Origin of the sequence: Daejeonella lutea (assembly GCF_900168015.1) — a bacterium.
GTDB lineage: Bacteria > Bacteroidota > Bacteroidia > Sphingobacteriales > Sphingobacteriaceae > Daejeonella > Daejeonella lutea.
On record NZ_FUYR01000003.1, the window covers coordinates 118,519 to 138,769 of the forward strand.

Annotated in this window: 13 protein-coding genes; 7 read left to right on the top strand and 6 right to left on the bottom strand. The window is 43.4% G+C overall.

The features are described 5' to 3' along the window. Positions 1-109: 109 nt before the first annotated feature. Together B5X60_RS14135 and B5X60_RS14140 are read right to left on the bottom strand one after the other, a co-directional pair. Positions 110-661 (bottom strand): DUF1349 domain-containing protein, encoded by a 552-nt coding sequence (locus B5X60_RS14135; protein ID WP_221406257.1) that lies wholly within the window; start codon positions 659-661, stop codon positions 110-112. Positions 662-1,151: 490 nt separating this feature from the next. Further along, positions 1,152-1,574 (bottom strand): winged helix-turn-helix transcriptional regulator, encoded by a 423-nt coding sequence (locus B5X60_RS14140; protein WP_079703373.1) that lies wholly within the window; start codon positions 1,572-1,574, stop codon positions 1,152-1,154. A 93-nt stretch (positions 1,575-1,667) separates the two neighbouring features. Here B5X60_RS14140 and B5X60_RS14145 point away from each other — a divergent pair, with 93 nt between their 5' ends. From B5X60_RS14145 to B5X60_RS14170, 5 genes are all read left to right on the top strand, one after another. Then, a complete protein-coding gene (locus tag B5X60_RS14145) occupies positions 1,668-2,309 on the top strand; it encodes a nitroreductase family protein (RefSeq protein ID WP_079703374.1) in 642 nt (213 codons plus the stop codon). Positions 2,310-2,506: 197 nt separating this feature from the next. Continuing rightward, a complete protein-coding gene (locus B5X60_RS14150; protein ID WP_245803530.1) occupies positions 2,507-3,097 on the top strand; it encodes a TMEM175 family protein in 591 nt (196 codons plus the stop codon). 398 nt (positions 3,098-3,495) lie between these two features. Continuing rightward, the gene (locus B5X60_RS14160) at positions 3,496-4,797 is read left to right on the top strand and encodes an MFS transporter (protein ID WP_079703376.1); all 1,302 of its coding nucleotides are present in this window, start codon (positions 3,496-3,498) and stop codon (positions 4,795-4,797) included. A 69-nt stretch (positions 4,798-4,866) separates the two neighbouring features. Next, positions 4,867-6,843, top strand: a complete 1,977-nt coding sequence (locus tag B5X60_RS14165) for a DUF2075 domain-containing protein (protein ID WP_079703377.1) — start codon at positions 4,867-4,869, stop codon at positions 6,841-6,843. A 1,461-nt stretch (positions 6,844-8,304) separates the two neighbouring features. Continuing rightward, complete coding sequence (locus B5X60_RS14170) at positions 8,305-9,612, top strand: sensor histidine kinase (RefSeq protein WP_170878462.1); 1,308 nt, start codon at positions 8,305-8,307, stop codon at positions 9,610-9,612. 309 nt (positions 9,613-9,921) lie between these two features. Here B5X60_RS14170 and B5X60_RS14175 read toward each other — a convergent pair whose 3' ends face one another. Continuing rightward, positions 9,922-10,521, bottom strand: a complete 600-nt coding sequence (locus B5X60_RS14175; RefSeq protein ID WP_079703379.1) for a cupin domain-containing protein — start codon at positions 10,519-10,521, stop codon at positions 9,922-9,924. 242 nt (positions 10,522-10,763) lie between these two features. Between B5X60_RS14175 and proB the strand changes: the two genes are divergently transcribed. Beyond that, positions 10,764-11,798: a glutamate 5-kinase gene (proB, locus tag B5X60_RS14180; protein WP_079703380.1), complete on the top strand. Its 1,035-nt coding sequence runs from the start codon at positions 10,764-10,766 to the stop codon at positions 11,796-11,798. Between the two features lie 199 nt (positions 11,799-11,997). Continuing rightward, complete coding sequence (locus tag B5X60_RS14185) at positions 11,998-13,245, top strand: glutamate-5-semialdehyde dehydrogenase (protein ID WP_079703381.1); 1,248 nt, start codon at positions 11,998-12,000, stop codon at positions 13,243-13,245. Positions 13,246-13,338: 93 nt separating this feature from the next. Here the strand turns inward: B5X60_RS14185 and B5X60_RS14190 are convergent, their stop codons facing one another. Genes B5X60_RS14190 through B5X60_RS14200 form a run of 3 tightly spaced genes read right to left on the bottom strand, consistent with a single transcriptional unit; the run spans position 13,339 to position 19,726 of the window. After that, on the bottom strand, positions 13,339-16,131 hold the full coding sequence (locus tag B5X60_RS14190; RefSeq protein ID WP_079703382.1) for a carboxypeptidase-like regulatory domain-containing protein: 2,793 nt from the start codon (positions 16,129-16,131) through the stop codon (positions 13,339-13,341). Between the two features lie 9 nt (positions 16,132-16,140). Beyond that, positions 16,141-16,920, bottom strand: coding sequence for a GLPGLI family protein (locus B5X60_RS14195; RefSeq protein WP_079703383.1), 780 nt, complete (start codon positions 16,918-16,920; stop codon positions 16,141-16,143). A gap of 4 nt (positions 16,921-16,924) precedes the next feature. Beyond that, on the bottom strand, positions 16,925-19,726 hold the full coding sequence (locus B5X60_RS14200) for an outer membrane beta-barrel family protein (RefSeq protein WP_079703384.1): 2,802 nt from the start codon (positions 19,724-19,726) through the stop codon (positions 16,925-16,927). Positions 19,727-20,251: the final 525 nt, after the last annotated feature.

Genomic DNA, 20,251 nt, shown 5'->3' on the forward strand with positions numbered 1-20,251 from the left:
GTTGTAAGTGTAAAGTATAATACAGTTTATAGTAACTTCCAACTTCCAACCTACAACCTACAACTCTTTCCAAGCGTCTAGATACGTACAACGTATAACGTACAACGTACTACTCCTTCCCCATATACTTAATCTGACTATACTCCACCGCACAATCCTGTCCTACCGGGGATTGAGAGTAAAACCCAATCATCATATTATCAGTCTTATGATAAACAAAATTACGGACCACCTCCCATTGCCTGCCATCCTGTGAGGTGAGGAAAGTAAAGACGCGGCCGACCTTGGTCACGCGAAGATAGATCTCCCGGTTCTGCGGTATATTAAAATAGCTGTCGTCTGTGATCTTGTTTTTAACTACTGAATTTCCCAGGATCAATTTATCGCCAGTATATTGAAACAGGATTTTCGCCCAATTATCCTTGTCGCTGTAAACCAGCACAGCACCGCCATCATACCTGCCTTCAAAATCAGGTTTAACCTTTGCAGAGAAGTCGAAATCTTTTGCAGGAGTAAAGAGCAGTTTCGGAGCATTGTTGAAAAAGGCCGTCCCGCTAGCCGGATTATGCAGGTCAGTTTTCTCGCCGGCTGTCACGATCAGGGCGCTGTCAGAAAGGATTTTTACCTCCTTCATCTTGTCGATCACTATGAATGGTGGCATTGCTTTGATGGAACCGGAATAAACTTCTGGGTTTTGTGCTTTTAAGAGCGTCGGAATTAGGAGGAGGAGGGTTATTAACCGGGACATCTTGTTTAGTTGACAGTGGACAGTTGACAGCGACGAGGGATTTCAACCTGACGTACCTTCTCAGATTTAAATTCTCACTACTAAGTTAATCAATGCGAATAACTTTTAATGCGTTTAGAAACAGTCAACTCTCAACTCCTTTGCAGCGTTTAGTAATTATCAACCGTCCGCTAGTTGGAGCGTTTAGAAACTGTCAACCGTCAACTTTCAACTGTCCACTAGTTGGAGCGTTTAGAAACTTTCCACTTTCCACTTTCCACTATCAACCGTCCACAAGTTGCAGCGTTTAGAAACTGTCAACTGTCAACCGTCAACTTACAACCGTCCGCTAGTTGGAGCGTTTAGAAACTTTCCACTTTCCACTTTCCACTTTCCACTGTCAACCGTCAACCGTCCACTGACTTTAGTTCTGCTTAAGAATATACCTTTCCCTCGCCTCCAGCACCGCCTTCATATTATCATTCGCCCAGTTCGATAAACTAATAAGCTCGACTACCAAACTCCTGCCGAGGGTTGTTAATTCATATTCAACTTTTGGTGGGATCTGAGGGAATATGGTGCGCGTAACAAATCCGTCTTCTTCAAGGGTCCGGAGAGTTACAGTCAGCATTCTTTGTGAGATGCCTTCAACCTGATTCTTGAGTTCAGTAAACCGCAGCTTATCACTCTTACCTAATATGATCAGGGTATGCATAGTCCACTTATCGCTTATCCGCGCCAGCACATCCGTAATGGGACAATCATTTGTCTTTTTGACGTCACAAAAGTGATTTATGATTTCTTCCTTGCTGCCTTTTTCGGCTAATTCTCCATTAGTTACCTTCATACAACTGGGTATTATTAGTGTTCCTTATTGTGTAGTCCAAAGTTACTAAATAATTTTGAGTTATTAAAAGTAACTAACATATCAGGAATAACCATGGATATCATATCAACATTGAACTGGCGGCATGCTGCAAAAGCGATGACAGGCGCCACTATCCCACAGGAAAAAATAGACGTAATTTTAGAAAGCATCCGCTTGTCGGCTTCATCAATGGGTTTGCAGCCTTACAAGGTTATAGTGATAAGCGACAAGGAGCTGTTAGAAAAGATAGAACCAATCGCGATGAATCAACCTCAGATCTCTAAAGCTTCACACCTGATAGTGTTTGCAGCCTGGGAACGCGTAACTGAATCGCATGTGGATGCTTTTATTAAAAATATGGCTGATGTCCGCAATGTCGAAGAATCGTCACTTGCACAGATGAGAGCTTACGGGATGAATATGGTGGCACAGTCGCCGGAGGATAGTTTCAGGTGGACAGCCCGTCAAACTTATATCGCACTGGGTACCGCACTTGTTGCCGCCGCTTCCGTGCAGGTTGACAGCACCCCCATGGAGGGTTTTTATAACGACCAGCTTGATGAGTTGCTGGGATTGAAGGAGCTGGGTTTAAAGAGCGTCTCCATCTTACCATTAGGATACAGGGATGAGGAAAAGGATTGGCTGGCGCCGCTGAAAAAGGTTAGGACGCCGAAGGAGGAGTTGTTTGTATTTGATGAGGAATTGGTAGGTTGAGTTTTACGTTGTACGTGATACGTTATACGTTTTCTAAACGCTGCGAAAAAGTTACCGATAACTATAGACGTTTACACGTGAACTTATAACGTATCACGTACAACGTATAACTTTAAGCGTTAACACGTGAACGTACAACGTATCACGTAAAACGTACAACTTTTTTCCTATTTTGCTTCCACCTAAACCACCATCACATGATCACCAAAGGACGCCTGGAAGCATTCAGCGATGCCGTTATCGCCATCATCATCACCATTATGGTATTGGAACTTAAAGTTCCTCACGATGCCAGCGTGGAAGCATTAAAGCCACTGATCCCCATTTTTATAAGCTACATATTAAGCTTTATTTATATCGGCATTTACTGGAACAATCATCATCATATGCTGCACGCAGCTAAATCCGTAAATGGAAGGGTCCTCTGGGCGAATATGCATTTACTGTTCTGGCTTTCAATGATACCATTTGTGACAGCATGGATGGGGGAGAATCACTTTGAAATGTGGCCGGTTGTATTCTACGGGATCGTATTAATCCTGAATTCAATTGCATATTACATTTTAGCGCAAACTCTTGTAAAACATCATGGTAAAGATTCGCTGATAGCAACTGCTGTAGGTCACGACCGGAAAGGTAAAGTCTCAACTGCGCTGTATGCGGTTGGTATTGGCTTAGCCTTTGTGAACGCCTGGATTGGGATTGCTGTGTATACTGTTGTAGCTATTATTTGGTTAATACCGGATACGAGGATTGAGAGGGTGCTGGTTGAAGGTGAGAAGCATTAATTTTTCCGCTCATGGCCGTGGAATGGCCTAGTTCTTTTGCTTTAGGTCAAAAGAACCAAAACCCCACCGCTGCGTCTGCTGCTTCGGAAGCCACTACTGAGGCTCGGGTTGTGCAATCCGCACGAGCCGAGGCGGATAAAAACGTCAACGGAGATTCAGTGGTTTGGCTCAAGAAACGCACACACCGTTTAGCTGGTGTAGAAGTGCTGGCCTGCGGTCCGCGGTGTGTAGGTCTCCAGCTCCCCTTTTTTCAAGGGGAGCTGTCAGCTTCTTCAGCTGACTGAGGGGTCTATTCGCCCAGTGTCCCTATCTGGAGCCGGGTCCGAATGGCTTCAGCCGGGCGGAGGGGGAAGATAAAATTCTCAATCAAAACGCTATTTTAGCAATAAAAAACCTCCTTGCCCGAACCAGATCAAATTTCAAAAAAACGCTTAAAAGCAATCTTTGGCGGCAGCATCGGCAACCTCGTCGAATGGTACGACTGGTACGCCTACTCCGCATTTGCCTTATACTTTTCTGCTTCCTTTTTCCCTGCCGGGGATAAGACTGCACAGCTGCTGAATACCGCGGGTGTTTTTGCATTGGGATTTCTGATGCGGCCTATCGGTGGCTGGATGTTTGGCCGGATTGCGGATAAAGTAGGTCGCAAGCAGAGCATGACGCTTTCAGTGTTATTAATGTCCTTCGGTTCCCTGCTGATTGCTTTTATTCCAACATATAAGGATATCGGTATCGTCGCGCCGACCGTACTGCTCATCGCCAGGTTATTGCAGGGATTGAGTGTCGGCGGCGAGTACGGTGTTTCGGCAACTTACCTCAGCGAAATGGCCAGCAAGAACCGGCGAGGCTTCTATTCAAGCTTTCAATATGTTACCCTGATCGGCGGACAGTTAATTGCGCTCGGCATTCAGCTCATATTGCAGCGCTGGCTTTTAACCGAAGAGGAACTTCATGACTGGGGCTGGCGAATTCCCTTTATCATCGGGGCTATCCTTTCATTAGTCGCCCTTTACCTTCGCCAGAGCCTGTACGAAACCAAAGCCTTCGAAGCCCAGAGAAATAAACCCGACGAGCGCAAAGGAACAATTAAAGAATTGCTGAAACATCCCCGTGCCCTGTTGACCGTCATCGGCCTCACCATGGGTGGAACCCTCGCGTTCTACACCTACACCACTTACATGCAAAAATTCCTGGTGAATACCGTGCATCTCAGTAAAAGCGAATCTACCCTCATCTCCTTCTGGAGCATGCTGATCTTCGCCCTGATGCAGCCCGCATTCGGTGCCCTGTCCGATCGTATCGGCCGCCGCCCTCTGCTCATCGGCTTTGGGGTTTTGGGAACAATATTTACTGTGCCACTGCTCACCACTCTCGGCCAAACCACCTCACAATACCAGGCATTCTTCCTCCTCCTCGCCGGACTGATAATCGTAAGCGGCTACACCAGTATCAATGCCATCGTTAAAGCCGAACTTTTCCCAGCCCAGATCCGGGCTCTGGGTGTAGGACTACCCTATGCGCTTACAGTAGCGATCTTCGGCGGTACTGCTGAGTACGTTGCCTTGTGGTTAAAAGGAATCGGAAATGAGGAATGGTTTTACTGGTATATCACCGGGTGTATATTCTTGTCGCTGATTGTTTATGTGGGGATGAGGGATACGAAGGAGACGTCGGAGTTGGAGAAGGATGTGCAGGGATAATATGTATTGCCAAATCTTTTATGCTACAATAATTCTTTTTGTAGTAGCTTACAACTTAACGCTGTGTAGATGACAAGATTTTTTTATTCCAGTTCTATTAGTTCCTTTTTAGAAGCACCAGAAAATGAAATACTCGGAATCCTTGCCAAGAATAATGAATTCGCGCTAGAGCAAACACAACGAGATGCTTGGCAACAGGAAATTGAAATACTAAAGACTTCGCTAAAGTCATTTACAGGGGGGGTGTTCTTTGAGTACGCCATTCCAAGAATGGGACGAAGGGTGGACGTTATACTAATTATTCAAAGTGTGATATTTGTTGTCGAATTCAAAATTGGAGAAAAGGATTTTCTTTCTAGCGCTATCGACCAAGTATGGGATTACTCGCTTGATCTGAGAAATTTCCACGAGACCAGCCAGAATAATTTAATTGCTCCAATTTTAGTTGCAACTGCAGCAAGATCCATTCCTTATAATCTCTATGAAGATACTGCAAACGATAACTTATTGGTGCCGATAAAAGCAAATTCTACTACTCTTACCAGTAGCATCGAAAACGTACTGTCCGTTTCGAAAGGTAACCCAATCTTTATGGAAGAATGGAGCAATGGTAGATATTCACCCACACCGACCATTATTGAAGCTGCAATTGCGCTATATAGCGAACATTCAGTAATCGATATATCAAGGAGCGACGCTAGTGCTATTAATTTAACTGAGACAAGTAATGCTGTTTCAGAAGTTATTCGGGACGCGAAATCTAATTCAAAAAAAGCTATTTGTTTTGTTACAGGCGTTCCGGGGGCTGGTAAGACTTTAGTGGGGCTAGATATTGCGACACAAAACTTGAGCAAAAATGACAATTCCACTTCAGTATTTTTATCTGGAAACGGCCCCCTAGTAGCTGTACTCAGGGAAGCATTAACAAGAGACAAGGTTCGAAGGGAAAAACTAAACGGTAATAAAATAACGAAGGGAGAAGCCTTGCGGGGTGTGAAGACATTTATCCAAAATATACATCATTTCAGAGATGAATGTTTAGTTGATGAGAGTAGGGCTCCCTTTGATCATGTGGCTATTTTTGATGAAGCTCAACGAGCATGGGATCAAGTCCAAACGGCAAATTTCATGCAAAGGAAAAAAGGCAAGCCAGGCTTTACTTTTTCCGAGCCAGAATTTTTGATCTCATGTTTAGACCGTCATAAAGATTGGGCTGTTATTGTTTGCTTGGTTGGCGGAGGCCAAGAAATTCACACTGGGGAGGGAGGCATAGCCGAGTGGATCGCATCATTAAATCGATCGTTCCCTCATTGGGAAGTGAATATTTCCTCGAGATTGATGGATAGCGAATACGCTGCTGGAAAAGCATTGCAGTTATTCACAAACAAGTCGTCTGTTTCCGTGACGGATGAGTTGCATCTTGCAGTTTCGATGAGATCTTTCCGTGCAGAAAATGTATCCCATTTGGTAAAAAGCATATTGGATTTTGAAATTACAGAAGCTCAAAAGAACTTAGCATTAATTAAAGACAAATACCCTTTGGTACTTACCAGAGATCTAGCAAAGGCCAAAGCATGGTTAAAGTCGAACGCTCGTGGAACAGAGCGGTATGGTATTGTTGCTTCGTCGCAAGCTCAAAGGTTGAAACCATATGCGATCGATATTAGAGTTCCCATCGATCCAGTACATTGGTTTTTGGATCCGAAAGAAGATGTAAGGTCTTCGTATTATCTCGAAGATGCGGCAACAGAATTCCAAGTGCAAGGTTTAGAATTGGATTGGGCTTGCGTCACTTGGGACGGTGATTTCCGTTACTCCGATGATGGTTGGGCTCCCTTTTCGTTCGTTGGAGACAAATGGCAAAACATTAAAAAAGAAGCACGACAACAATATATCAAAAACGCATACAGAGTCCTTTTGACGAGGGCTAGACAAGGTATGGTGATCGTCGTGCCTTTCGGGAGTAGTGAAGACAACACGAGAAGGCCGGAATATTATGATGGGACATTTAATTATCTTCAGAGTATCGATTTGGAAATGATTTAGTTGAGGTCTATTTCAAGATTCAACCTGCCGAAAATACTTATTGAACATTTTCGTTTTTAAAAGGGTGTCAAAGAACTACTAGATGTTACACTTCATCTGATGCACACACCCAAATATCCCCAACTTCCATCCCAACTCTCAAATTTTGACCGAAAATGACCGAAAATGACCGCCTGACCAGTCAAAATTTAGTCAAAACAGGGGTCAAATCTGTGTTTTGTTCGTACCTCCTTCGTACCTTGTTCGTCTAACATGCCGTTTAGACTACCGCCAGCGCAATATGAGACGAACATGGTACGAACTTGGACACTACTTGGTACGAAGGAGGTATGGGGAGGTGGGAGCCTTGATACTTAATACTTGATATTCAATACCACTCCCATTCGCAAACCTCATCGTCCCTTTCCCGTAATCACAGCTTTTAAAAAGAGTACTTTCAGACCTTTGTGTAAACCCCTTAGTGTAAAAAGAGCTTCAGTGTGTTTTATATTTCCGGCAGTCCGGACAAAAAAATTTCAAACAGAGAAACTTGGAACTTTTTTCGACCTGTCTCTTACAAATTTAACTTTGATGATCACGTCGCGTGTTTACCTCCTTTTTTGCTAAATTTTAACCGTTCTGGGGAAGTTTCTGGCAGTTGGTGATAACTTGTGTGGTTGGGCTTCCAAATTTGCTTAAAGAGCTTTATTTAAGGTCGAGATTAAAAATCTGTTAAAATCGCCCATTAATGGGCTTTTAAGGCCGTTTTTCTTCAAAAGCTGAAATATTCCTTCGACAAAATGACGATTTCTTCGACTGTTCTTCGACTGCGCTTCGACTCGGCTTCGACTGCTGTTCGACTCGCGTTCGAGACAGATTCGAGACAGGTTCGAGACAGATTCGGGAAGGCTTCGTGTATTCTTCGCTTGTTCATCGACCCGGCTTTTGGAGGGCTTTGTGTATTTTAGTGAGTTTGTTTTGGCCTCGATCAGGGGAGCTTCGACGGCATCCGAAAAGATTCCGAAAGGGAGTTGAAGAATTGGGGGAGGTGGGGCGAATTTGTGTGGTATCTGTCTTCCCTCTGTCCCGTATTTGGGTTGGAAGATGGTGTAAAAGATCAAAAAAGCCCCTCAGTCAGGCGAAGAGCCTGACAGCTCCCCTTGGCAGGGGAGCACTAACGTACACACCGTAATCCTATTAATCCTAGTTCAGTTTTAAGCATCAGTAATCCTTTAAATCCTATCATCCTATAAATCCTAATCCAAACAATTAATCCTATTCCAGACAATTAAATCCTATCATCCAATAAATCCTAATCATCCTAATCACCGTTCCCTAAATTCACAAAACTAAATCCAACAAAAATTCGTAGTACCTATTGGAAGTGGTTGAGATTTACACTCTTAAGCAGAATATTGCGGAAATATATAAATGAAAATATATACATTCGCACCCTGCTTTTACCAAAAGAAAAACATCTTAATGAGATCAGATAATCGCTTAAAAAGAGTCTGGGTCGAATTAGTGGGCGAGAGTGCCGAGTTTCGTAATGTCAATATAGCTGTCAATTCAATATGCGTAATAACCTGCGGGTTATTATTTATAATGATGGTCTCGGATCTCATGTTGGGATTGTATGAGGTCTCAGCAATTGTTGGAGGACTGATACTGATCAACGCAATACTGTTTTACTTCTCGCGATACAAGAAGAAGTACAATCCAGTTATCCTGATCTACACTATCGTAAGTTACATTGCGCTTGGGCTTAGTTTCGTATTTAACTTTGGGATAAATGGTCCTACCGTCCTTGGATTTTTTCTTACTTTTTTGCTGCTGGTAGCAATAGTAAAAAGGAAATACCATTTATCTATTGCTATCGTTCATACGGCCTTTCTGGTAGCATTGTATTTTGCGGAGTATGTACTGCCGCACTGGTTTATTGGAGGGTATTCGTCGGATCTTATCCGGATTGCCGACTGGTCTATTGCTTATATGATCTGCCTGGCATTTACTTATTTTATAGTGATGTTTCTGAGGGATAGTTATAAGCGAGAGCGGATCCTGGCACAGCAGCAAGCCATGGATATCACCGAGCAAAATGAGAGGTTGAAGAATCTGATCGCAGAAAAGGATAAGCTGTTTTCCCTGATCTCTCATGATATTGCATCTCCGCTGACCCTCATTCAGGGCTACCTGGAGATGCTGGGCGATGATATTCCAGCTGATCAGCAAAGGGAGGTCCGGGAAGGTCTTTTATCACTTACCCGGCGTACTTCTGATATGCTCGTCAATATGCTTACCTGGTCTAAAAGCCAGATGAAAGGTGTAAAGATCAACACGCAGTCTTTTAACGTGAACGAGCTCTTGCAAAAAAACCTGCCTCTTTATCATTCAATCGCCGAGGCGAAAGATATACGGATCGACACATCAGCGTGTAATGATGTGATTATACATGCGGACGAGGAGATGACCAAAGCCATTTTTAGAAATTTACTCAGCAACGCCATAAAATTCACCCCTTCTGATGGAGAAATAAGGCTGGCAATAGAAAGGAACGGATCGCTGTGCTACATCCATGTATCGGATAACGGAATCGGCATGTCGCCCGAAAAGCAGAAAGAGCTTTTTACCCTTAATTCCAAAGCGACATACGGAACCCACAACGAGACTGGTGTAGGACTAGGCCTGGTGCTGTGCAAGGAATTCGCAGAATTGCAAAAGGGAATTATAAGAGTGGAGAGTGCCGAGAATGAGGGGTCGAGGTTTACGGTGGGACTACCATTAGGTTAGAGCCAAGTATCAAGAATCAAGAATCAAGACTTGGGGGAGGTGGTTTTGGGGTTTGCCGAAACTATTATTACGAATTGAGAATTGAGAATTGAGAATTGCGGCGGGGAGCTGGCTTTGTCGATTGTCTTAGTGGAGAACTAAGGCGATGAATAAAAATTACAAATTACCAATGAACGAGCATGTGGCCTGTGAATGCATCGTTTAAGTGGTCAGGATGACTTTAATATTTAATAACACTTCTTCTAATTGAATGTCCTCGTCACGGGTCCCTAACCACGAATCTTGATACTTGATACTTGCTACCTAATACTAAACAGCCACGTGCTGCAATATCGCCACCACCTTATCAGACAATATCTCGACATCGTGATGCTCGTACAACGGGATTGCCATAAAATCACCTTCTTCCATATAGCGTACCTGATTTCCCACGGTACATTTACATCGCCCTTTCAGGATCAGGAAGCTTTCGTGTGATTCTTCGTGAACTTCATCCGGAATATGAGTATTGGTAACAACCAGCATCTGTACAACATTCTCAGATTGCTGCAGCACTGATGTGAAAACAGTGTTTTGTTCAATCTGCTCCGGGATCATATCTTTTACAAGATCGAGCCATTTGCCGTGATCAGAAAAAGAATTGATTAGCGGTAGGTCCTGCAAATTCATTTCCTTCTCTTTTTCCAGATTAGTGATACTTTCACTGATCTTATCCTTTACATGAGGGGGTGGCGCTATGCTCTGACTGTGTGCATATCTCTCCAGCGCCGACTGAATCTGGTCGAGTTCAGCGCGAATCTCCGGAAACACTGATAGCATGCGCTCCACCTCTTCCCGCTCATTAGGGTCGAGCTGGTCGAGGGCATAGAGTTCAAGGATGCCGCTTTCTATGTAAGACTGGAGGTTCATGGATTAGTGGCTGCAAAGGTAGGAATAAATTGGGATACGAGATACGAGCTGCGAGATATGAGTTTTTGCTTTTCGGTGAAAGAACGAGAGATTGCTTCGCTACGCACGCAATGACAAATTATACGTGGTGGTGTGGATTGTGCAGGTTAAAACTAGGCTCTCCTTCACGGAGACGCGACGGAGCAATCTCTTAATCCTGCATTTCGGAACTTTTCCTAAATTCGCCTTTATATAAAAACCTCGTGTCAAAACCTATACTCGTATTAAAATTCGGAACAGCATCCATTACCACCAGCAAGGGTGAGCTTGATGAAATTGTTATTGCTGACATTGCCCGTCAGGTTAATGAAATTCATAGTAAATACAACCTGGTCATCGTTTCATCCGGTGCAGTGGGTGCCGGCAAAAGATTCCTTAAAAATTACAGTGGTACCTTGAATGAAAAGAAAGCGGCAGCCTCAATTGGCAACCCCCTTTTAATGAATACTTATTCGCGGTACTTTTCCCCTTACGGGATATCTATAGCTCAAAGTTTATGCGAGCGTCATCACTTTTCAAATCGTGATCAATTTCTGCAGTTGAAGAAAACTTACGAAAAGTTATGGGCGAGCAATATTATTCCTATCGCCAATGAGAATGATGTGGTGAGTAATCTTGAATTGAAGTTTTCAGATAATGATGAACTTGCTACACTTATAGCTGCGGGATTTGGAGCTGAGCAGGTGCTGTTTAGTACATCTGTTCCCGGAGTTCTGGATGCTGAGGGGAACGTAATTCCCGAACTGGATACATCTGACAAGAAAGTACTCCTGCTTGCCAACAAAGAAAAGTCTTCTGCTGGCCTGGGGGGCATGACTTCCAAGCTAAACTTTGCACGACTGGCTAACCTGATGGGAATCGGCGTGGTAATATTTGGGGTCCGTACAGAAAATGGTATTCTGAAAGCGCTTGAAGCGAAGACGGGAACCTTATGCCATGCTCAGAAGATCAACCTGCCTGCACGTAAAAAATGGCTTGCCAGTGGAAGCCTCGTCAGCGGTCGCATTCAAATTGATGCCGGCGCATGTAAAGCTTTGCTAAAACGCCATAGCCTGCTCGCTGTTGGTATTAAAAAGATCCTGACCGGCTTCGAGAACGGGGAGATCATTGAGATTTTGGACGAGGATAATAATGCGGTTGCCGTAGCGAAAGCCAAAATCGCCTCATCGTCGCTGGGCAAAGATTTTAATGTGAAGAATTTGGAGGTAGCGCATGCGGATAATATTGTGCTGCTATAGGGGAGAATTAAGAATTAAGAATTACGATCCGATAGCTATCGGATTGAGAATGGCTGGGTGGAGATGGAGGGGACCCCTCAGTCCGCCGAGAGCGGACAGCTCTCGCCCCCAATTGGGAATTCGTACTTCATATTTCGTAATTTGCCGTCGTTTAACAACAGACGTCCCGTTGTTCAGACACGATTAATTTTATATACAAATGGAAAGCATAATTTCTCTTCTCGAACAGGCATCCCTTGCTACGACTGCTGCGCGTAGGCTTAGCGATGAGAAGAAAGTGTCGATTTTAAATACCCTCGCCGTCAAGCTTAGAGATAACGTAGTTGCGATAGTATCGGAGAATAGAAAAGATCTGGATAAAATGCCGGATACAGACCCTAAAAAAGACCGGCTGCTGCTTTCGGAATCAAGGATCAATGATCTTTCTATAAGTGTTGAGGAGATCAGCTCTTTGGCTGATCCATCGGATCATTTGCAGTATGAAAGTACATTGGCTAATGGATTGTCGGTGAAGAAGATTACGGTGCCACTGGGTGTTGTGGGGATCATTTACGAGTCGCGGCCAAACGTGACAGTTGATGTTGCCGCTTTGTGTATCAGATCGGGTAACGTTTGTGTGCTGCGGGGCGGGACTGATGCATTTTTCACCAATAGTGTTCTTGTTTCCCTGATCAGGGAAGTGCTTTCTGAATTCGACGTTGATGAAAACATGGTGCAGCTCTTGCCTGCCGACAGAAAGTTTATGCCTGAGTTATTAACCGCAACAAAATATGTAGATATATTAATACCGCGCGGATCCCAGCAGCTGATTGATTATGTCCGTGAGCATGCATCTGTACCGGTTATCGAAACCGGTGCCGGAGTCTGTCACACCTATGTTGAAAGTACCGCTGATCTGGGGAAGGCTGCTGATATAGTAACCAATGCAAAGGTAAGCCGGCCCTCAGTTTGTAATTCGCTTGATACGGTAATTGCGGACAAAAAGATTGCAGCGGATTTGCTAAAATTACTGGCTCCGAAATTACTGGATTATAATGTGGAGATATTTGCGGATGATTTCAGCTATGAGATTCTCAAAGACTTACAGTATCCGCACCTGGTGCAAGCGGTGGAGGAAGACTTTGGACGTGAGTTTCTTGATTTCAAATGCTCGGTAAAGACGGTCGATAATCCTGATGAAGCACTGAAACATATTCGCACGTTTTCTTCTAAACATTCGGAAGCGATCATCTCCGAAGACAAGGATCTTTGCGAGCGTTTTCTACGCGAAGTTGATGCGGCAGCAGTTTTCGCTAATGCTTCAACACGTTTCACCGACGGCGGCGTATTCGGCCTCGGAGCTGAGATCGGTATCTCAACCCAAAAACTTCATGCTCGCGGTCCTTTCGCGCTTGAAAAACTGGTGACCGAGAAATGGGTTGTTAGGGGGAGCGGACAAATTCGTTAGCTTAAACTGAAAGTGGAAAACTGAAAGTTGAAGAGCACGTACCGAGTGTCCCAACGCGTGGGCAAAAATAAACATAGGTACGCCGGGTCAATTTCAGTTTTCAGTTTTCAGATTTCCGTTTACTACAATTTTTCGGCTAAAAAACCCCAAGCCTCCAGCCATATCCACCCCTTCCAAAATAACCGTATAAGTTCCCGGCTGATCTGCGGAGTAGAAGGATACGCGGGCTCGGCCATCTGTGCCAGTGATGATATTGGGTTCCCAGTGTATGGTTGAACGCAGGTCGGCCAAGGCGGGTTTGGTTTCCTTAACAAGATATCTCGGGCGGTAGAAAGTAGCCGGAAAACTATATGGCAATGGTTTGTACAAATAAACTCCTGGAGTTTTCTTCAGGAAAGCTCCATTGCCTGAGCGGGTAGTGAGCTCAATATAAATTGGAGGCGGGCCTTTCGCTGTTAATTTACGTATGAATTCTGGATCATACGAAAGGCCGTATTTTGAGGATTTCATGATCTCAGCACCAGTAATATCTTCTGCAGTTAGATATTTCATGTAAGCATCTTCTCCAACGCCCATACTGCGAACAAAAACTCCATCAATTACCAGGTTTATTTCCGCACTCAGCATATAGTATTTTAGAGTGTCCTGTTCCTCCATGCTCGCTGCCCTTTTTACGATAGTTCGAACATTGCCGAATCGCTTCTCCAGTACTTCCAGCAGGGTTAGTTTACGTGCTGCCTCCATATCTTTTTCGTCAAGTATATAATCTGCGTTGCCTGCCCCGTTCCTGTTTTTGGAATCTTTGATGATCTTCTTCGCTGTTACCACAACCTCCCCCAGCACATTTACTCCGGCTGGTGCATCATAACGATGCTGTTCCTCAATCACACTTTTGGTGGCTTTTAGAAATATCGTGTCGGTATTAATATACCAGGGGGTGAAACGCTCTTTGGCAGGACTAAATACCGGAGGAATAAATTCGTCGACCTCAATTCCCACGTTAAAGCTCGCTCCCCGTTTATTCCTGCTCTGAATAACATATACGGCAGTATCAGCAAGTGGCATGTTGTCGAATCGAAAGCGTCCGTTCGCATCTGTAAGTGTATCAATAACAAGCAAGGGTTTTTTAGATAAAAGCACAAGCTGGGAATTGCCTATTCCCTTATTAAACATGTTCGTCACTTTACCGGTAATCGCAAATTGGAGTTCAGGGACGTAGAGCAGCGGTTTTTTTGGCGCGAAGACTTCCGGCCAGTTAAATCCGGTCCATCCCTGCGTCATTAACAGCAAATCAAGATTTGCCCAGGCCTGGGATGGTTCACTGGAACTCAGGTAATATCCGGGATCCTCAACAGAGCCCTTCAATCCTGAAGTGATGAGCATACTGCTTAGTATGTTGGCTGAATTTACACTGTCATTCTTTACATGATTATCATCTGTTACAGCAAGTGCAAAGCTTCCAACGACAGGGTTTCCAGCCTGATCATTAACCTGGATCTCAAGTGAAATGCTATCGCGACTTGAATATGATGGTTTGTTAGTATTAAGCTTTATGTTGAATTGATCTTCACGGTTGATAAAGATCATCCGCTCATTTCGGGGAGCATTTAATTCATTAAGGAGGGTTATTTTTGATACCCCGCTTGCGAATAAATTCTTCTCCATCCTGACCCGGGTAAGCGGCTGCTTAAGCAAAACCGATGCGGCATAATACAGGGCTCCATTGTTTTGCGCAATCAGTTTATAGAAACTGTTTTCTCCGATGAGATCAGGACTTGCCTGGATCAAGACATCAATAATTTCAGAATTAACCCGGTTTACGACTTTAACGACTGTTCCGGAAGTTTTAACTGCTGGCAGTGGATAGTCCTTTTTGCTCCCGTCAGACATTATGACCTGTGCTGTATAGGTCTCGGCAGGCGCCGGGGTAAAAACCAAGCTGCCCATTCCTTTGTGGGTGGAGCTGAAATTTGCTACTTCATGCATCTTGCTGTCGCGAATAACTCCGCTTATATCAACGCCTTTTCCATCTTCAGCGATAGCTTTAAAGCCCACATCGGAAGCAAGCCCGGCGACAAGCTGGCCGCCCTCTGGCATAAACTGAAGGTCAATGTTCTTCGGCCTGTTTAAGGGAAGAGGAATAGCAAGTTTTCGGTTTCCCTGACCTTTTCGCATGTCCTCCGCGATAATTGATAGCGAGTTGGGATCGGTTCGTTCAGGCAGGTTAAACTGAAGATCCATGTCGCCATAAAGTGAAGTTTCTTTGTCTGCTCGATAGATGGTTCTTTTGCCATCCATTACCCGCACACGCATCGGTCGAAGTCCCACAGCCGCCTTTTCAAGATCTCGGAACTGCATGGAAACGCCGAGTATGTCTTTGCCTTCTGCGCTTGAAAGGTTCATTTTAGAATTCACCAGCCAGCTATTCTGCCCAGGCTCACTGATCAAAAAGGCTTTGCTGAAGAGATATTCCTCACCAAAATTTCGCATCCAGTTCGTGTATGCCCGAAAGGTGTAGGTACCTTCAGCAAATTCGTCAGCATTTAACGCAATGTTGCCCCAGGTAACGCCTACCACAAGAGGCAGCATCATTCTCTTTACAACCTTATTGCTATCCGTCGCGATCTCGATATACATGAGTCCGCTTTTCGTGGAGTTGGTTAGCTGGGCCGCATCAAACGCATAAGCCTTAAACCAAATGGTATCAGTACTCAGGTAATGGGGCTTGTCGAACTGGACATAGATTTTCTCTATGCTGCGTGCAATGTTGTAGGAACGGATAGAATCTACCAGGGTGTTTAGCTGGGACTGGCGGAGATCCTGGGCGGAAGTACTTGTCCGACAAAGAACGATGAAAACTAATAGCCAGTAACGAGTATAAACCACGTATAAAGGTTAAAGTAAATAGTTTTTGACTTGCATTTGTGCATATTCTCCCCAATTTTTTAAAGCATTCTTAAGCGTACTAAGGAGACCAGCACTGGTAGTAACTTTTCCCTTTTTTGGAGGGACTATTGTTCCTGCAGGAAGTGCTTTATCATTAACTATTTTTGCGAACCAAGTTATGTTTTCATGCGGCAGTGCCACACCTAGGATCATCCCCGGCAAACCTGTAAATGATTCAGGACCTCCGGATACCGGTATCTCATCAGTATAAAAGGCAACAACATAAACGGAATCCATCACTAATGCGTTTGCTCTCCGGCAATTGTAGCCGGCGATATCACGAGTCTCGGAAGTCAGTTTCCACTTGATTTTGCGTGTGCTATCGGTTACAAGAAAAAGCTCTTCAAAGATATTTTTTTGAGCGGTGCTTTGGTTAGTTGCAAGGTCAGTATAAATGATGTTGTTTTGATTGGCGGCAGGAAGCTCGCTAAACATCGTCCTTGTTGGTGTTTGCTCGATGATGGGCGTATAGAGGGTTTTGGTTTTAGAAAAAGACAAAACACTTTTCATTACCTTGAACTGGGGCTGGCTTTTTTTGTATTGGTCAAGTGCCGGTAAATAGTAACTTTCGTTGTTCTTATTGATTTGTTTTTTTATCTGAGCATGCATGTTCACACTCTTCTCAAATTCTATTGTCCCTTCTGTAGCGAAGCGAGCATGCTGGGCCAAAGTGATTTGGCTGTTTAGCAAGAATATAAACAGAAAAAATTTATTAGCGATTTTTTTCATAGGATTAAGGTTTCGGTGCTGCTGCTGTTGGTCCGCCCATCTTACTGAGATCGTAGATCACTGAGAACATACCATAGCGTTTAATAGTTGTATAACTGTTTTGAACGATCATATTGTTTGTCGCTCTACGGGTAAAGCCAACGTTTTGGTTGAACAAATCATTCCCTGAAAGCTGAAATTTTAAGTTTTCCGCTTTGAAGAAGCTTTTTGTAAGTGTCGTACTTACCAGCAACCTGTCGAAATCTTCTGCGAATGATTGTGTTTTCTGCTGATACAAGTATGTGCCATTAACTCCAATGACGATTTTGTGAGGGAGTGTGACGTTAGCATTAAAACGGACATTATATATCCAGCCATTATTATTCATTTGTTTTTGAAGACTTGCCTGGTTAGTATTATAGGCCGGGTTGAAAGTCAGGTTGAAACTATGTTTTTTCACAACATATTTTGAGAAGTTTATCGATACGCCGTAATTGTTAGATGCAGTTTTGTTCAGTTCATTATTGATCATGTTGTAGTAAGTGCTCGAATTGAGGTCGGTCCCTAAAGAAATTCTATACTCGGTGGTTGGAATTTTCAATCCATATGAGCCGTAGAAATAGACACTTTGAGGTGTTTTTCCGCTGAGATTAATAGATTGATAAGTGCTCTTTCCGGCAGCATCTGTCACTGTATTATTCACAATCGCGTTCGAGGTAAAACTATAAGACAAATATCCCTGGATGGCCCTGTCAGCTATAACCTTATATGAATAATAATTTGCGCTGACGCTGCTACGGAAAGAAGGATCCAGATTTGTGTTGCCTAAAGTAATATTTAGGGGATCTGTATTCACTCTGACAGGCTGAATCTGATTTAGCGTAGGCTGAGTTGAATTGCCATTATAGCGAACGCTGAACGTCTTTTGCGTTGAAAAATTGTAAGAATAACTTGCCTGAGGCTGCCAATTGGTGAATGAACGTTCGTATTTTACCTGACGATCCAGATCAGTTTGGTTAAAGTCGACGAAGTTAGTCCTGTTGCCGAAATTTATAACAGTTTTCCCTTTTCTATAGTTGAAAATTGCACCTACCTGGCTATTTATTTGCTCTAGGTCGAAATTATTGCTGAACTGATTATCCAGAATATTGTATTCGCCAGAGGCAGACTGGTTGAATGATTTGCGATCGGAATTATTTTTGGTCAAGCCCAAGCCATAATTAACGACTACAGAAAAAGTCTTAGATAAAGGCTCCGTGTAAGCAAGGTTTGCGTTCGACAATGAACTCGTCGATATGTCGGTTTTTAGCTGGTTGATATTTTGAATACTGTCAAGCGTTCCTGTGGAATTGAAGAAGGAGTTTTTTGAATTTAGGAATCCATTTGCATCATCTTTATTAATGCGTTGTACAAGGTTAAGTGATAAGGAACGTCCTTTCTTTTTCAACTTTTTATTCCAAAGCGCTGTGGCGTTGAACGCACTTTGGTCGCTTTCATTTGTTAATGACCGTGTACTGCTGTTTAATGCGATACCATTCCCACGCGCGCTGTTTGAAAGAAAGTTTGTTTCGGTATTACTTTGCTTTAAAGTTCCATCCACAGATATCTTCAACTCCGACGTGCTGTCGACCTTTACAAGGTATGTTGCATCAAGTTTATGACGAAACATATAATTATCAAAGTTACGGTTTGAATTGCTGTTAATAATACCGGTTGGAAGATTGTTCTGGTTCAGTGAATTGTTTATGCCACCGACATTGATCGAACCAATTTTATAGTTAAGATTTATGGAATGTTTATCAGTAGCCCACTTTGTGTCATAATGGACTCCGCCACTCCTAGTCTCAGGTATGCCCTCTCCATTATAACGACCATCATAAGAATCAAGTTCACTGTCACCTGAACTGCTGATATAAAAATAACCTTCGTCTGAGTACGTGAGGTTCTGACCACCATATTTACTGTTGTCATTCCATGCAAGCCCCGTTTTTGCTGTATTAGCTATTGTGCCATATGCGGAGAATTTCTTTTTCCCTTTAAAAACGTTAAACATCGCTTGCCCATCATAAAACTCGTCGTTGCCACCTCCGGCTTCTACTTTCCCAAAGTATCCGCTTTTGCTGTTTTCCTTAAGTTTGATGTTCACTGTTTTCGTTCGTTCTCCGTCATCAATTCCTGTGAACGTCGCCTGATCACTCTTTTTATCGTAAACTTGTACTTTGTCTACCATATCGGCACGTATATTCTTCGTCACTAAAGTAGGATCATCACCGAAGAATTCTTCACCATCGACCAAAACCTTATTTACGGTTTGTCCCTGAGCGGTGATCTTCCCATCCTTATCTATTGACATTCCAGGTATTTGCTTTAACAGATCTTCTACTTTTGCGTTGGCTTCAGTTTTGAATGCCGCAGCGTTAAATTCAGTGGTATCACCCTTGATCACCATTTCTGCAACCGTACCTTTTACGATAACTTCCTGAAGCAGACGAGCGGTCAGCATCATGCGAATACGGCCGAAATTGGCGGTTGGCTTTGCAGCATTAAGAGAAAAGCGCTCAGTATAATCTGCATAATCGGGATAGGACACCATTAGAATAAAGTTACCTTCTTTCAGATTGTTCAAAGAAAAATTGCCGTCGCCATCAGCCCGGGTGTATTTCACAAGGGTAGAGTCTTTGGAATTTAGTACGACAATTGTGGAATTAACCAATGATACATTAGAAATTGTATCACGTACTGAACCTTTTACTGAAAAAGGATTTTGGCCGTATGAAAAGGCCGTAGAAAGGCAAACAAGTATGGCTGCCAGGAAAGATGTCCTCATTTTGAACAACAGGTTAGATGAATAATAATACCTCAGTTATTTCTGTCTTGGCTCTTTCACATAAGCAAGGTAACTAATCCTTTAGTTTTAATAGTCACCGTAATTGGGGATTTTTGGTTAAAAAATGTTAAAAATTAAGATGTTATGTTAAAATATGTCCTAATGAAATTTTTGATCGTTAAAACGTTAGGAGGAAATATTTATTGTTTGAAGGAGTATTTTTTTTCTTTTGAGTTATAATTATATGTTACATGAGAATGGGATTCTCTAGTAGTACCCTTTCCCCGCTCATAGCCCGGAGGGCCTAGTACTTTTCCTGCAGCAGAAAAGTACCATGCCGACCAAAGGAAGACCACGAATTCCATTGAAACAATAAGCAAAAAATGAGTAAACGCCGCCGCTGCGCCTGGTGCTATTGAAGCGACTGCTAGGGCTTGGCCTGAAGTTGACGCACCAGCCAATGCGGAATGACGGTGAACGGAGATTCAGTGCTTGGGCTTAAGAAGCGTACACATAGTTTAGCTA

Coding starts and splice junctions, on each gene's coding strand:
- B5X60_RS14135 (WP_221406257.1), bottom strand. CDS start 661: ATGCCACCATTCATAGTGATCGACAAGATGAAGGAGGTAAAAATCCTT.
- B5X60_RS14140 (WP_079703373.1), bottom strand. CDS start 1,574: ATGAAGGTAACTAATGGAGAATTAGCCGAAAAAGGCAGCAAGGAAGAA.
- B5X60_RS14145 (WP_079703374.1), top strand. CDS start 1,668: ATGGATATCATATCAACATTGAACTGGCGGCATGCTGCAAAAGCGATG.
- B5X60_RS14150 (WP_245803530.1), top strand. CDS start 2,507: ATGATCACCAAAGGACGCCTGGAAGCATTCAGCGATGCCGTTATCGCC.
- B5X60_RS14165 (WP_079703377.1), top strand. CDS start 4,867: ATGACAAGATTTTTTTATTCCAGTTCTATTAGTTCCTTTTTAGAAGCA.
- B5X60_RS14170 (WP_170878462.1), top strand. CDS start 8,305: ATGAGATCAGATAATCGCTTAAAAAGAGTCTGGGTCGAATTAGTGGGC.
- B5X60_RS14175 (WP_079703379.1), bottom strand. CDS start 10,521: ATGAACCTCCAGTCTTACATAGAAAGCGGCATCCTTGAACTCTATGCC.
- B5X60_RS14185 (WP_079703381.1), top strand. CDS start 11,998: ATGGAAAGCATAATTTCTCTTCTCGAACAGGCATCCCTTGCTACGACT.
- B5X60_RS14195 (WP_079703383.1), bottom strand. CDS start 16,920: ATGAAAAAAATCGCTAATAAATTTTTTCTGTTTATATTCTTGCTAAAC.
- B5X60_RS14200 (WP_079703384.1), bottom strand. CDS start 19,726: ATGAGGACATCTTTCCTGGCAGCCATACTTGTTTGCCTTTCTACGGCC.